Origin of the sequence: Enterococcus sp. BWT-B8 (genome assembly GCF_020567625.1) — a bacterium.
GTDB lineage: Bacteria > Bacillota > Bacilli > Lactobacillales > Enterococcaceae > Enterococcus_L.
Genome location: NZ_JAJDJV010000004.1, coordinates 137,351 through 151,609 on the forward strand (window position 1 = coordinate 137,351; position 14,259 = coordinate 151,609).

General features: G+C 37.3%; 12 protein-coding genes. All 12 read right to left on the reverse strand.

Going from position 1 to position 14,259, the window contains the following annotated elements; all coding sequences use genetic code 11:
* Nucleotides 1-207: 207 nt before the first annotated feature.
* The 12 genes from LI951_RS06000 to LI951_RS06055 all read right to left on the reverse strand — a co-directional run bounded on the left by LI951_RS06000 (nucleotide 208) and on the right by LI951_RS06055 (nucleotide 13,461).
* Complete coding sequence (locus LI951_RS06000; RefSeq protein WP_202066729.1) at nucleotides 208-384, reverse strand: hypothetical protein; 177 nt, start codon at nucleotides 382-384, stop codon at nucleotides 208-210.
* Nucleotides 385-517: 133 nt separating this feature from the next.
* The gene (locus LI951_RS06005) at nucleotides 518-1,114 is read right to left on the reverse strand and encodes a nitroreductase family protein (protein ID WP_202066728.1); all 597 of its coding nucleotides are present in this window, start codon (nucleotides 1,112-1,114) and stop codon (nucleotides 518-520) included.
* Between the two features lie 368 nt (nucleotides 1,115-1,482).
* Nucleotides 1,483-2,754 (reverse strand): ABC transporter permease, encoded by a 1,272-nt coding sequence (locus tag LI951_RS06010; protein ID WP_229441599.1) that lies wholly within the window; start codon nucleotides 2,752-2,754, stop codon nucleotides 1,483-1,485.
* Nucleotides 2,755-3,435 (reverse strand): ABC transporter ATP-binding protein, encoded by a 681-nt coding sequence (locus tag LI951_RS06015; RefSeq protein ID WP_202066726.1) that lies wholly within the window; start codon nucleotides 3,433-3,435, stop codon nucleotides 2,755-2,757.
* A gap of 213 nt (nucleotides 3,436-3,648) precedes the next feature.
* A complete protein-coding gene (locus LI951_RS06020) occupies nucleotides 3,649-4,893 on the reverse strand; it encodes a hypothetical protein (RefSeq protein ID WP_202066725.1) in 1,245 nt (414 codons plus the stop codon).
* Nucleotides 4,894-4,911: 18 nt separating this feature from the next.
* A complete protein-coding gene (locus tag LI951_RS06025; protein ID WP_229441600.1) occupies nucleotides 4,912-6,045 on the reverse strand; it encodes a hypothetical protein in 1,134 nt (377 codons plus the stop codon).
* 208 nt (nucleotides 6,046-6,253) lie between these two features.
* Nucleotides 6,254-7,609 (reverse strand): metallophosphoesterase, encoded by a 1,356-nt coding sequence (locus LI951_RS06030; protein ID WP_229441601.1) that lies wholly within the window; start codon nucleotides 7,607-7,609, stop codon nucleotides 6,254-6,256.
* 286 nt (nucleotides 7,610-7,895) lie between these two features.
* Nucleotides 7,896-9,605, reverse strand: coding sequence for a glucosaminidase domain-containing protein (locus LI951_RS06035; protein WP_229441602.1), 1,710 nt, complete (start codon nucleotides 9,603-9,605; stop codon nucleotides 7,896-7,898).
* 586 nt (nucleotides 9,606-10,191) lie between these two features.
* Nucleotides 10,192-11,025 carry a MetQ/NlpA family ABC transporter substrate-binding protein gene (locus LI951_RS06040; protein ID WP_229441603.1) on the reverse strand — a complete coding sequence of 278 codons (834 nt, stop codon included), beginning with the start codon at nucleotides 11,023-11,025 and terminating at the stop codon, nucleotides 10,192-10,194.
* Nucleotides 11,026-11,036: 11 nt separating this feature from the next.
* Nucleotides 11,037-11,711, reverse strand: a complete 675-nt coding sequence (locus LI951_RS06045; RefSeq protein WP_202066720.1) for a methionine ABC transporter permease — start codon at nucleotides 11,709-11,711, stop codon at nucleotides 11,037-11,039.
* The gene (locus tag LI951_RS06050) at nucleotides 11,704-12,438 is read right to left on the reverse strand and encodes a methionine ABC transporter ATP-binding protein (RefSeq protein ID WP_202066719.1); all 735 of its coding nucleotides are present in this window, start codon (nucleotides 12,436-12,438) and stop codon (nucleotides 11,704-11,706) included. The genes LI951_RS06045 and LI951_RS06050 overlap by 8 nt, the downstream gene beginning before the upstream one ends.
* A 6-nt stretch (nucleotides 12,439-12,444) precedes the next feature.
* Nucleotides 12,445-13,461 (reverse strand): lipoate--protein ligase, encoded by a 1,017-nt coding sequence (locus LI951_RS06055; protein WP_202066718.1) that lies wholly within the window; start codon nucleotides 13,459-13,461, stop codon nucleotides 12,445-12,447.
* Nucleotides 13,462-14,259: the final 798 nt, after the last annotated feature.

The window sequence follows — 14,259 nt, forward strand, 5'->3', positions numbered from 1 at the left end:
AGAAGCTGTCGCTGATAATCGAATAAATTTGTCCTATAACACAACCGGCTTCCTTTGATACCAAAAAGATATAAACTGTGGTCAGCTCTGCCATCTGTCCATATTACTGCATTTACACCGCTTCCTTTAGAAATAAGCTACGGACTTGGTTCCGAGCTTTGATCTGTAAAACTTCCTTTAAATCGCCTACTATTGCACCAGCTATCCTCATTTTTCCCTTTTTTGTTCAACAGAAATATCTCTTGTATACAGGACAGGACTCTCTTTATTTATGGACTCATGTATTTTAAGCTTTAATCTTTTTATAAACGCTTCATTAGGTGCTGCATACTTTTTACCAGCCAGATCTAAATTACAATTTCGAGCATCTATTACAATCAGCATATTCGTCCTTCTCTGCCTTTTTACTATACTTTAGTATAGAACTTAAAAAAAATTACTCCGCTGCTTGAAAAAAACACTGATATCCCAAGCGATAGACGCTATGATACCAGTGTTCCAAAAATTTACTATTTACTTAGCTGAATTCCATAAATCGGTTTTCATCACTCATATACTCTTTTTCACCAGCAGGTTCTTCGATTGAACCAAATACCAGTTGGCCTCTTAACTTCCAGCTGTCTGGAATGTTCCATTCTTTCGCAACAGCTTCATCAATTACTGGGTTATAATGCTGCAAGTTTGCGCCAATATTAATTTCTGCCAATGCGGTCCAGACATTAGCCTGAGTCAGACCGCTTGCTTGTTCAGACCAGACAGGGAAATTTTCAGCATACAATGCAAATTGCTCTTGCAGGTTTTTAACAATATCCTGATCTTCAAAGAACAAAATAGTACCGGCAGCAGCAGTAAAACTTTTTAGTTTCTCCTGAGTATTAGGGAATGCTTCAGCAGGAGTTAATGGCTTCAACGCTTTCTCTGTTATATCCCACAGTTTTTTATGGGCATCCCCAAACAAAAATACCACCCGTTGTGTTTGAGAGTTAAAAGCAGTCGGGCTTTCTTTTACCACTTCTTTAACAAGTGCAGTAAGTTCATCTCTTGTCTTTGGCAGATTATTTCCTAAAGCATAAATTGAACGACGATTCTTTAATCCATTTACAAAATTTGACATAATTTACTTCCATCCTTTCATCATTACAAATCAATAATTACTGCTACTGTTATTACTATACACCCTTACGAAAAGTAAGTAAAAAGATATGCCTATTTTTGCTTGATTATTTTTTATTTTCTCGAAGTCGCATACATTTAAGCTTAAAATCAAAGAATTTCACTTGGGAAACATTCTCTTTATCAATCTGGTTATCCACAAGAAATGGATGAATTCCCTAAATTAAAAGGAGGTCAGTACAAATACTCATGAGGGTGATAGCCCTCATGAGTATTTGTACTGACCTTTATTCAGGGATAGATACGAAAAGCGTTCAGAACTTTATTTCTGTCCCGCTCCCTTTTTCTCCAACTACTGTTTCCGTTTATTTATTCATACCTTAGTGACTCAATTGGATCTAAGCTTGCTGCTCTTCTTGCCGGCAGTGTTCCTGCAAGGAACGCAATAACCATAATGATGACAATAATTGAGAGACTGGAAATTGGCGAAAATTGTAATAGCGTAAACCCAGTTAATGCATCTAAAAATGACTTTGCAGCAAACTGATTAATAAACACACTTGCCCCCATTGCACCAGCAATTCCTAAGACAGAACCAAGGAATCCGATCAGTGCTGCTTCAACACTGAAAATCATAAATACTTTCCCGCTGCTCAATCCCATAGCTTTCATCAAACCAATTTCTCTCGTTCTTTCCTGAACAGACATATACAGAGTATTGATAATTCCAAAGCTGGCTGCCAACAAGGCAATAGCTCCGAACATTGTTAATACTCCAGTGATAGCATTGATAATATCCCGAATCATACCAATTTCATCTTCAACAGTCGTTGCAGTATAACCGTCCTCTTCCAGCTTCTTCTGGATTTCTTTGACTTCCTCTGTTGACAGTCCATCTGCCGTCACTGCTGAAATTGCAGTATACTGGTTCTTCATTGCATCGGGCAGCCCTTTCTCATTAATTTCAGCAATTCTGTTTCCCAACGCCTTGCTGACGATTGATTGACCGCCTTGAATCAGGCTGGTTGTTCGAACCCCGATAATTTTAGCTTCTAAAATTTCCTGCTCACCTGTTGCCTGAGAACTGACAGCAATTCTAACTATTTCGCCTATAGCATCCTGTGCTTTTTTATAACCCAAGCTTTCCAAGTATTCAGGAGCAAGATTTAGTTCATAAGCTTCCCCAGTTGAAGTTACTTCTTTCCCAGCTTCCAAATCTATTGTTATCTCACTCGGTGTTGCTGCAGAAAAAACAAATTTTTTATCTCCCGTCCCCTGAATATAGTCAGTTGACAGGAACATGAAAGGCTCTGCTTTTTTAATCCCTTTTTTCTCTTTTACTTTATCCAAATCCCTGTTTGAAAGGTATTCCATTTCAGCACTTGCCTGTTCTGGATTATATTCAGCCGGCCCGTCACTGCTTTCCATTCCTGTTTCCATCTTAGGCTGGACAAACAACTGATTTTCTCCGCCTACACTGCTGACTTGTTTATCAATATAATCATTCACACCTGTATTTACACCCGTTGTTAAAGAGATAGTGAAGGCGCCAATAAATATTGCCACAACAGTTAAAATCGTTCTTCCTTTATTTCTTAATAAATTTGCTCCTGCTGATTTTAAAATATCACTGATTTTCATTTATTCATCCCCTTCTATGATTTCTCCATCTTTAATACGTATTTGACGATCACAACGAGCAGCTAATTCATCATCATGAGTCACTATAATCAGTGTAATTCCTGATTTTTTATTCAGATCAAATAATAATTTTTCAATTTTTTCCCCTGTAGTTGAATCGAGGTTGCCGGTCGGCTCATCAGCAAAAATAATCTGAGGATTATTTACCAATGCACGTGCAATACAAACCCGCTGTTTTTGTCCTCCCGATAAATTATTTGCTTTATTGTTGGTCTTATCTTCCAGTTCCACTGCTTTCAACGCCTTCATTGCCATTTCTTTTCTTTGACGTCCTGATATTCCGGCAATTTTTAACGGAAGCATTACATTATTTAAAACTGTATCTTTCGGATTCATAAAAAACTGCTGAAAAACAAAGCCAAAGCCTTCATTTCTCATATGGTTCAGTTCCTTTGTCTTGATATTTTTAACACTGCTTCCATTCAATAAAACTTCACCCGAAGTAGGTTTATCCAATAATGCCAAAATATGCATTAATGTAGACTTGCCGGAACCGCTTTTCCCAATAATTGCTATAGACTCGCCTTGTTCGATTTTAAGATCAATTCCCTTCAGTGCTTCAAACTTTGATTCATTTCGTCCATAGCTTCTTTTCAACGCTCTTGCTTCAATTACAGACATGATTATCCTCCATCATTTTTTACTGATTTTTTATCACATCTTTCATTTTGAAGCAACACCTGTTACTTGTCATGGTACTGAGGATGTATTTATTTCTCATCATTTAGTTCATTGAAAACAGGAATAGGAAATGGGTATTTTTATAATAAAAAAGCCCTGAAAAAGGAATTGTGCCAGAATTCATCTGTACATCTCCTTTTTCAAGAGCTTTACTTATTTATTATCATTGTCCTGATTAAGAATTATCTGTTCCAGCAGACGATTCTCTGTTTGAATAACATCAAAGAAGCCGCTGATTTTTTCAAGCTGTTCATAATCAATCTGATACAGCTTCACACTTGGTTTTATGAACAGGAAGCCGCGATTGATTCGTACGCGATTGTTAATCAGATGACACTGCTCCATCATTGACTGAAGATCCATCTCAGAAACACTGTTCTTGATCCGTTCAACTCGTTCGCGCTCATAAGTAAGTTCGTCTTTTGTAACAATCATTTTCTCTGTAATTGTCACTAACTCCTTATTCAACTTCCATGACTGTTCAATAAACTTAGCTTTCTTATATAAATCATCATAATGAATCAGGTCAATTTTAACTGGTTTGTACCAGTCTTCTTCATCCACAGTTATTTTTCTGTGCTTCTTAAAACGTTTTAACCCGCTGACAAGCAGACTATTTTCTATAGCGAGCAGCTCGTGTTCCAATTTTTCTTTTGCTACCCGCACACGTTCCTTTGACGCTTTTTCCCGCTTCAGACTTTCTTTCAGATAAACAATTTCACTCTCTTCTGTCCGAGCTAAGGAGTTTTCTGAAGACTTCCTGACTGCAGGAAGGTCAACAGAATTTTTACGACTTTTACGACTTTTTCTGCTGGCAGCAACCGGCTCATACTCGTAATCATCCTCTTCTGGTGTTTCATCAATAGTTACATTAACTGGAAATGACAGCTCTTCAGCCGATCCTGAATCATCTTCTTCATTCAAAATCTCATCCAGATGCTTCTCCAGCATTTCACTGATGGATTCATTTAAGTTACCCTTCATTTGCTGAAGGCTTTCTATGATATTGAAATAGATCGGTGTATCATAACTTTCATCACGAATGGCAATGGGAATGAACTCACAGGCGTACGTACTGAATTCTGCTTCAATTTCTTCCGACATTTTCGTCCACAGAAACTGAGGAAACAGCTCCTTCAATTCATCCAGCAATGCTTCTTCATCTAACTGAACCTGAAAAAATTGGATTTCTAGATAGTCGCGGTTCTTCTGTGAATTCTGTAACTGTTTAACTACCTTTTGTTCCTCCATTGGAGAGAAACTACTTCCAGTTACTCGGCTATAGATGCCTTCACATGAAACCAGCAACTCATCCGCAGAACTGTTTTCATAAATTGTTGTTCCTAAATAATCAGGAATTGCTTTTTGGTGAAAAAAAACATCAAATGCCTCACTCACTGAATCTTCCTCCCTTCTCTATAAATCCATTTGGTCATCTTTAACTAAATTGATGATCTGACTGAACGCCAATTCTGACTCTTCTTTTACATTTTTGATTCGATTGTAATAATTTGTATATTCCCGCTCCGCTTTTTCCAATCGTTTTAGAATAACAGCTTTCCGCTGAACTTCCTCATTAATCAGCTGAGCGCGATGGTTTGCCTGATTAACAATTTCTTTCGCCTGACGTTTTGCTTCCAGAAGAACTTCACCAATATCTTCTTTAGATAACTGTGTCTCAGTAGTAAGCTCTTGCTGTGCCAAACGGCGTTTTGCAGAATCAAGCTCCTGACGCAGTCTTGATAATTCTTCATAAGTAGAAGTATCTGTTGTCGTCGGATCATTTGACATAATAACAATTCTATCCTCAGACAATTTATCAATTTCCTGCTGTTTGGAAAGTAACTCCTGCTCATATTGACGAACTTTTTGAGAAAAACGTTCTGCTTTCTTGCGATTCAAGTCAAGTTCATCCAGCTGACGTGTATTTTCTCTGGATAATTCATCATATTTTCTCTGCAGCTGCTGCAGTTCAACAATCCGGATTTCATAATCCTTCGGTACAGCCTGAACTGTAGCCAATTCATTTTCAAGGGAAACATTTTCCTCTCTTAGTTCAGCCGCTTCTGTTTCTGCTTTTGTAAGAGCTCGTTGACTTTTTCGTAATTCAGCTTTTAATTCCTGAATCTCATCCTGCAGCTCTTCTAATTCATCATCATCGACAACAACTGGTGCCGGCCGCTTTTTCTTTTTAGGAGCAGCCGGTTCAGACTGTTCTTTCTTTTTAAATGAGAAGCGTTTCGGAGCTTCATCGTAATCATCTTCATCTTCATCGTCGTCATAATCATCATCGTCATAATCATCATCGTCATCGTCATCGTCATCGTCATCGTCATAATCATCATCATCGTCGTCATAATCATCATCGTCGTCATCGTCGTCATCGTCGTCATAATCATCATCGTCGTCATCGTCGTCATAATCATCATCGTAATCATCGTCGTCATAATCATCATCATCGTAATCATCGTCGTCATACTCGTCTTCATCATAGTACTCATCATAGTCTTTTTTGGATTTATTTTTTCCTTTTTTTAAAAAAGAGAACATGGATTCACAGCCTTCCTAATTTATGTTAACTATTATTTATATTTATATTTATGTGTCTATTTTATCCTATCCCCCTTTTTACTTCAATCGTACGAATTATCATTTTTTATGGTCTATATAAATTATAGCGATCAATCAGCAGTAGATTACATCTGCTTATAATATTTTTCTTTATTGAACTGTCAAAACAGACTTGTAGTCAATATAGTTATGGTTTTATAAATTCTTTTTCAAAAAACAAATCATTCTCATTGGTGTCCTGAATAATGGAATCTAGATATTCCTTTAAGAATGAGGATTCTTCATAGATAATCTTATAAGCTTCGGATTTTCTAATTTCTTCAGCTTCTTTATCAGAGATATCATCTTCACCGGTAAAGAACCGCACATTTAGTCTACTAACAAGTTCCACCGCTTTGTCCAGCGCTTCATCTTCATAAAAACTATTTTCCAATAATGTACTGTATCCCATTCTGCGACTGTCCTTAATAAACAGTTCTTTTAAATAAGTACTGTGTCCCAGTATATTTTCGTCAGTAAGAGACTGTTTTTTGGCCCATTGATCAACATCCGTTTTTTTTCTTGAATAAGTCAGCTTATCTTTTTCCAATTCAATGATTCCAACTGGATTAGGTGTGATGGCAAATGAGCCGGTTACAATCTCTGTAATTCCCGTTGCTTCATTTGTCAAAATATCCTGTGCATGTATGTGACCGGAAAACACGACTGAAACCTTAAATTCCTGAAGCAGCTTACCAATCTCCTCAGCATTATTCAATACGTATCCCTTACTCACTACAGCATTATGCTCAAAAAGATTGTGATGCATAAAAACCAGTGTCTTCTTACTTTTATCAAAACTAATTTTTAATTGTTCCGACATCCACTTCTGTGTCTTCGAATCAATTTTACCAGCAGTCATCGGAGCACGATTTGAAGAGTCATTTGTATAAATATTTGTATCTAAAAACATGAAGTCATACTCATCATTTATCTGAACCAGATAACTTAAAGAAGAGTCATCCCGAACAGCGGCCTGAGCATAGCCAGACTCAGCAAACAGCTCCTGAAAATCAGTTGGAGAAATTTGATCGATCTTTTCTTGTTCTTTTCCTAAAAAACTTCGTGCCCATCCATCATAAATATCATGATTGCCTGGGATGACAAATGTCTCTATACCTGAGTCCTTCAAGGGAGACAGTATTTCTGCAAATTTTTGAGCACTGACATATTCTCCATTCAGCGTAATGTCTCCTGTAACTATCAATCCATCCGGCTTTCGAGCTGCAGCATCTGTTATAAGTGCCTGAAGACTTTCTTTCTGATAATTTAAATCTTTTCCCGCAGTTGTCATTTGAATACGCTGAAAAGCTTCACCTGAATCATACAATTCCTCATCAATATAATGAGTATCTGTAATGACCCAAAAATCCAGATTATCTTTTTGAAAAAGCACTTTGTCTACAGGTTCTGCTTTCCCTGGATTGTTAAAAGCAAATATAACAAAGCTTAGAAATACCGTACCAAAAATACTTATAAAAATCACTGGTGCTTTCTTTTTCATTTCTATTCTCTCACCCAAACCATTATATTTTAAATATAAATAGTTCAAAAATGGCTGGGAAGAATCCCAGCCACATAAGCTATCATATATAATTGAATAACCAAAACTGGAATATGGCACATTCACCCTGCTGACCGACAAGCAGCACAACACAGGCAAAATACTTATTCACCATTCCTTTTGACGAGTAATTGTGGGTCCATATCATGAAATTACAGTTGAATGATATGATTCAATCTGTAACCTCATAACGGATCTGTCCCAGCTTCCACTTGACAACATTCAATTAGATAGACGTCGCATAGGGCGGAGTCAATACCAACTCCTGGCCTTCAGTTAAGAAATACTGATCTAAGCTATTCCACTCTTTCAGTGAAATAACTGAAATTCCTGTCTTTTTAGAAATTTTCGCTAATGTATCGCCTGATCTCACTTCATAGACACTGCTGCTTTTCTTTTTGGAAGCAGTCATTTTATAAGATTTAGCATTCGCCTGTTCTCCCTGCATCGAATTGATAACACGTTGAACACTTCGAATAGAACGATCAACAATTTTTTCCTGCTTCACTACTGTTTTTTCTTCTTTTACTTCAGTAGTAGGAATGACTAATTTCTGACCTACAAAAATCATTCGACGTTCAAATTGATTTCTTTCCAAAATAGCAGAGACAGGGATATTGTATAACTCGCTGATAGATTTCAGAGAGTCACCTTTTTTCACAACGTGATAAAGAATATCCAGCTTTTCTTCCATTTCTTTATCTTCTTTTTTTAGATCAGTCTTGCTGTCTTTCTGTGTTACTTTATTATTTAGACTTGCAAGCGTTTCAGTCTCAGTATTCAGTTTATCAAACTCTGTCAGATCATAAGCTTCAATCAGACTGTTCAGTTTAGATGCGTAGCTGGTATCTGTAGCATAACGCCCTGTAAGGAATTTTGTAGCATCTTTATATTCCTTTGTATTGCTTTTCCAGGTACCGCTGTAAAAACCGCTATTGCTGTTCACTCCGCCGTTTAATAATTTCATGTAATCTGTTAATGACTCTTTATATGACGGATATTTTCTAAAGCTGGCGCGAATACTGATCATATTGCCGCCGCCCGTGTCCTCTTGGGTCAGAAAATTAACACTTTCACCTTCGTAGCTTCCCTTAATCCCAAAAAGATTATAGTTAGGTGCAGAAGCCAGCGCACTGTTTCCAGAGCCGCTCTCCAAAATCGCCTGGGCAATCATTACTGAAGCATAGAGATTGTTCTTGCCTGCTATCTCCCGGGCATCTTCACTGATTTCATCAATAAATGCCTGTGTCGTCAGATTTCTTGGAATATAGTAAACACTGGTTGAAATCCCAGAATCTGTTCCTGTTGTCGTTTGATTGTATACAGGAATCGACTGTGCCGGTCCAACAGTTGACGGGTTGTTTGTTGATGTGCTTGGCCGATTATTATTTGTAGAAACACTCGGTTTGCTCGGCTTATTAGGCTTGCTTGTACTTGTTGATGTATCGGGTTTACTTGAACTTGTTGTTGTTTCCGAACTTTCGTTTGTTGAAGAAGATGACGTACTTTCTTCTGTTGTTGAATCAGTTGTACTTGACTCGGTTGTACTGCTTGTTTCTTCAGATTCAGACTCAGAGGCTTCAGTAGAACTGCTTTCTGTCGTGCTGCTTTCCTCTGTCGAACTTTCTTCTACAATGCTCTCTTCACTGCTTTCTTCCGTTTCAATCGGCACGTCTACAATACTTTCAGTAGTAGAAGATTCCGGCATTTCCGGTGCAGCCTCAGAAGTTGAGCTTTCTTCAAAATTTTCATATTCAGTGGATACTTCTGTTGTAAATAAAATTTCATCCTGTTGTTCCGTGCTTTCAAGGACTGAATCTTCTGTTTTATTTTGTGCAGAAATAATCGTACTATTTGTGAATGTGGAAGTTGCAGAAGCAGTCAAAAGTCCGGCACTGGCAAGACACATTCTTTTTAGACTTTTTTTCCTTTTCATTTCTTTTTCTTCCTTTCAACATATTAACACTCTTTATTACTTTCTATTTATATAATGATTTTTACTAATAAACAATTGTATACCATGGACACTCTAACATATTATACCAGAAAAAAAAGTCCTTTTCTTCTCAAAAATTTAATAGATTGCTAAAATTTTGAAGACAAACAGAGAAATAATGATTCTTTTCTAATCCCACTCTCATTTTACAGCTAGAAATATCTTTTCTCAACTATTTAATTTTTATTCCGGAATCATTTCACCACTTATTTCCCAAATGAAATATTTCTGCTTATAATACTAAAAATGGAGCTTATATTTCCTTTTTCTCATGATACATCTTTATGAAATCACATCTACAATAGAATACGATTCTTTTTTAAATAATAATCCCACCAGAAAAAGAAAGCTTTCAACTTAATTTATCACTTTGTGCAGCTCTTTAGAAATATTTCTTCCTATTTATATAAAGATATTTCCCACATTTTACAGCTCTAGCCTGATTTGAGTCTTTTTAACCAAAACAGGGAACCTATTTTCCATGAATGAAAAATAAATTCCCTGTTTTATTACTGTCAGCTCACTCTTAAAAAGCAGGTGTTAATGTTTCACTGTGCTCATTTTCCAAAAAGCTTTTGACTTCATCACTGGTCATCGCAGCTTTCAGTGCTTTAATTTCATCTGAATTCTGATTATCTTCTCGTGCTACCAGACTGATTGCAAAACGGTCATCGATAGTCTTTTCCAGGATAAGTGCATCTTTTGGTGTTAAACCAACTTTAGCAATATAGGTCGGATAGTTGTAGACCAGTGCGACATCCTGTTCATTATAAGCTTCTGCCAAGTTAAGCAAATCTATCGACAGCCATTCAAAATTCTTAGGATTTTCTCTTATATCTTTAATCGTTCCTTCAAATCCAACGCCTTCTTCCAATTGAATCAACCCCTGCTCGTCTAAAATCGCCAAAGCTCGACCTTCATTGGAAATATCACTCGGTAAAGCTATTTTCGCTCCATCTGGAATTTCCTCTACAGATGTATAGTTTCTAGAATAGAAGCCCACTTTGGCATTATAAATTTTCTGAACCAGCACCAGGTCTGCATTTTTTTCCTGATTGAATTTCTCCATGAAAGGTTCATGCTGAGCAAAATTGGCATCGATTTCCTTGTCATTCAGCAGCTCATTATATTGAATATTATCGTTGACTTGAACCAGTTCGATTTTATAACCGTCTTTTTCAATGACTTCACCGGCTATTTTTACAACATCCGTCATCGGCGGCATATGAGAAGCTACTTTAATAATATTGGTTTCTTTTTCTACATTTCCCTCTAATTGATCCTCTGCCTGATTCCTGCACCCGGCTGCAAGCATAAGAAGACCTCCAAGACATAGACTGATACTTAAGATTTTTTTCATTTGTATTCCCCCTAATGTTTTTTATCCAGTCTTTTGGCAAGATAATTTCCGCCAATCTGTATCAGACTGACACTGACTATCATCAAAATAATGGCTGTATACATTAATGCATATTCATATCTTTGATATCCATACCGTAAAGCAAAGTCTCCAATTCCTCCGCCACCGACTACCCCCATCACAGTTGAATATGAGACCATACTTATTATTACTGATGTTAACGACAGCACGATGCCAGACCTCGCTTCCACATATAAAAAATGAAAAATCAACTGCCTTCTCCCTGCACCAAGAATTTCTGCCAATTCAAGCACTTCTTCCGGCACTTCAAACAATGTCTGTTCAACCAGACGCGCAGAAAGCGCAGCCGCAACAAAGCTAAGAGGAACTGCTGCAGCTTTTGTTCCAAAAGCTGTTCCTGCAACAAGACGCGTAAATGGGATCAATGCTATAACAAGCAAAAGAAAAGGAAACGAACGGACAATATCAATGACTCTATTCAAACTGATCGACAGTATTTTTGAACGAGCTGCTTTTCTTCTACTAATCAGGTATAAAGCCGTTCCCAGAGGAACACCCAGAAAAACTGCCGAAAGTATAGCGTAAAACATCATTATGCCGCTTTCTCTCAAAGCTTTCAGCAGTTCCGGTAAATAATAGGAGAGTGTCGTTAAATATTCATTCATTTAGAGTCTCCTTTATTCGATCATAGTAAGAAGAAAAAGTCTGTGCCTTTTCAGGCTGGGATATGGTTACTGTTTCCAGCAGCTGCCCCTTTTCCATGACTGCTGCTCGGCTGCATAGCGTACGTATCAACTCCAGTTCATGGCTGACGATGACAATCGTTGTACCGAACTCTTCATTTACTTTTTGCAGCAGTTTTGATATTTCATAAGCATGCTGACCGTCCAAAGCAGAAGTCGGCTCATCACATAAAAGAAGAGTTGGCTCGCTTACCAAAGCGCGGGCAACAGCTGCCCGCTGCTTTTCCCCGCCGCTCAGCTGTTTTGGAAAGCGATTTCTTTTTTCTTCCATTTTTACAAAGCGAAGTGCTGCGTTAACTTTTTCAGGGTTTTCAATTCCTGACAATTTTAACGGCAAAGCTACATTTTCAGCGATTGTTTTATTGTACAGCAAATTGAAATGCTGAAATATCATTCCTGTCTTTCGGCGATCCTCCCGCTGTTCTGCTTTCGTTCTTTTAGAGATATCTTTTCCATCAATTGTAATCATGCCGTTATCAGGCTTTTCCAATGTGTTCAAAAGTTTAAGCAGTGTTGATTTCCCGGAGCCGCTCTCTCCGATTATGCCGAATATTTCTTTTGGCTGGATAAACAAATCAACATTTTTCACTGCTGTTATTTTTTCATTTTTCTGTTCATAGTGCTTACTTACTTTTTCAAATACAATCATCCGGTGTCACCTGCTTGTCAATAATTGGACAAAATTCTGAAGAGTTATATTTGTAAAATAGTCTTCAAAAGATATCTCTTTCAGCCTCTCTTCAATCGCAGCTTTGGTATATAAGCTCCCAATCAGCAGCTCCTCAATTTCTTTGGTATCCCGCTGATTAAAATAGTCTCCATAAATTCTCAAGTGCGTCAGCACCTCTTTTTCAACTGAAAATTTAAGTTCAAGCATACCTCCAGGAAATTTTTCCTCTTTTTCTATGGTATATTTTGGTGCTTCACCATATATCCATTGCTCGTTCCCATAGATATCCTGAACCAAATTTTGTATCTTATCTTTATCCTTTTGAGTAAGTCGGTAACTCCATTGTTCCAGATCAGCGATCCGTTCCACTTCAAACAGCTGAAGAAGAAGCTGATCACGAAATTCTTCAGTTGTCAGATTCTGATACGCTTTGTATAAATAGGGTTTTATATTGGTTACGTGACTTCTCACCGATTTCGTTCCCTTTGCTTCAATTTTTTTCTGAGAAACATCAAGTACTGAGACCATCTCTTCCATATCCACATCAAACATCAATGTTCCATGCATAAACATCTTCTGTCCTTTTTTATACATTGCATTACCTGAAAATTTTTTTCCATCTATAAATAGATCATTTCTGCCATTCATTTCTGCTCCTACTGCTCCCATGCGATGGAGGGCTTTCAGAATGGGTTTAGTGAATGTTTTGAAATCTCCAAACTCATGGTCTTTTGCATCCATTATAAAACTAAAGCTTACATTTCCCAGATCATCATATACCGCACCGCCGCCCGACTGCCTTCTTGTTATGATAATATTCTTTTTCTCTGCATAACTCATATCAATTTCTGACAGTGCATTCTGATTACGTCCAATAATGACAGACGGTGTTTGGATATAAAACAGCACCAGAGAATCCTTTAAATTGAAATGATTTAACAGATAGTGTTCTGCTGCAAGATTTTCACGTATATCTCTGGATTCAAGTCGAATATGATACACCTTCAGATCAACTCCACATCTGTATTCATAAATATTTTCAAAGATAACATCACAATTATACCATCATAAATGAACATACGCACTTATTTATCCTCAGGTAAATAATATTCCTTATTTATATAACAGATAACAAATGTAATACAGCTTATTATTTTGTATCAAAAAACGAAGTTATGACAGAACTTAGCTTGTATTGGGCTGCCAATTCTGCTAATGCTCTGACCAAATTATAAATTACAATAAAGGATATTCTATAAACGATGCTCAATGATAAGAACAAGCAGCTTCAAAAGCAACTGAGGAATTGCCAGTCCTGCTTGGATAGAAACATACAGTACCTCTCCATGCGACGAGTAAACGCAGGAGCACATACGCGAACGTAACTGCGACGAGTAAACGCAGGAGCATAGCTCTCCATGCGACAAGTAACCGCAGGAGCATAAGTGTTCATCTCGGAGAATCAAGTAGGTATCATGGAGCGTCTACTCTGACAGGTCAATCGCAGTGATTTGTGACAATGTTTATCAAATTTTTTAGTGAAATGATATAAGTGCGATAGTCAAATGAATTAGCGATCATTCATTCCAAAAAGAGAAATAATTAATCGCAGAGGCAATAATAAGGCGTTTACGGAAATGACAAGAAAGCTTGTAGGATACCTTTCAGTAACTAGATGGTTATGTATCAAAAATTGGAACAAAATCCTTCTATTCTTAATGGCTTTGCCATTTAGAAATTGTTGAGCTCGAAACGAAGTCCTTCAATTCTTAGCGGCTCTGCCGTTTAGAAAGTGATGAG

Bases quoted from the DNA above. Each gene is read 5' to 3' on its own strand.
- LI951_RS06045 (WP_202066720.1), bottom strand. From the start codon at position 11,711: ATGAATGAATATTTAACGACACTCTCCTATTATTTACCGGAACTGCTG.
- LI951_RS06035 (WP_229441602.1), bottom strand. From the start codon at position 9,605: ATGAAAAGGAAAAAAAGTCTAAAAAGAATGTGTCTTGCCAGTGCCGGA.
- LI951_RS06010 (WP_229441599.1), bottom strand. From the start codon at position 2,754: ATGAAAATCAGTGATATTTTAAAATCAGCAGGAGCAAATTTATTAAGA.
- LI951_RS06000 (WP_202066729.1), bottom strand. From the start codon at position 384: ATGCTGATTGTAATAGATGCTCGAAATTGTAATTTAGATCTGGCTGGT.
- LI951_RS06025 (WP_229441600.1), bottom strand. From the start codon at position 6,045: ATGTTCTCTTTTTTAAAAAAAGGAAAAAATAAATCCAAAAAAGACTAT.
- LI951_RS06005 (WP_202066728.1), bottom strand. From the start codon at position 1,114: ATGTCAAATTTTGTAAATGGATTAAAGAATCGTCGTTCAATTTATGCT.
- LI951_RS06040 (WP_229441603.1), bottom strand. From the start codon at position 11,025: ATGAAAAAAATCTTAAGTATCAGTCTATGTCTTGGAGGTCTTCTTATG.
- LI951_RS06015 (WP_202066726.1), bottom strand. From the start codon at position 3,435: ATGTCTGTAATTGAAGCAAGAGCGTTGAAAAGAAGCTATGGACGAAAT.
- LI951_RS06030 (WP_229441601.1), bottom strand. From the start codon at position 7,609: ATGAAAAAGAAAGCACCAGTGATTTTTATAAGTATTTTTGGTACGGTA.
- LI951_RS06050 (WP_202066719.1), bottom strand. From the start codon at position 12,438: ATGATTGTATTTGAAAAAGTAAGTAAGCACTATGAACAGAAAAATGAA.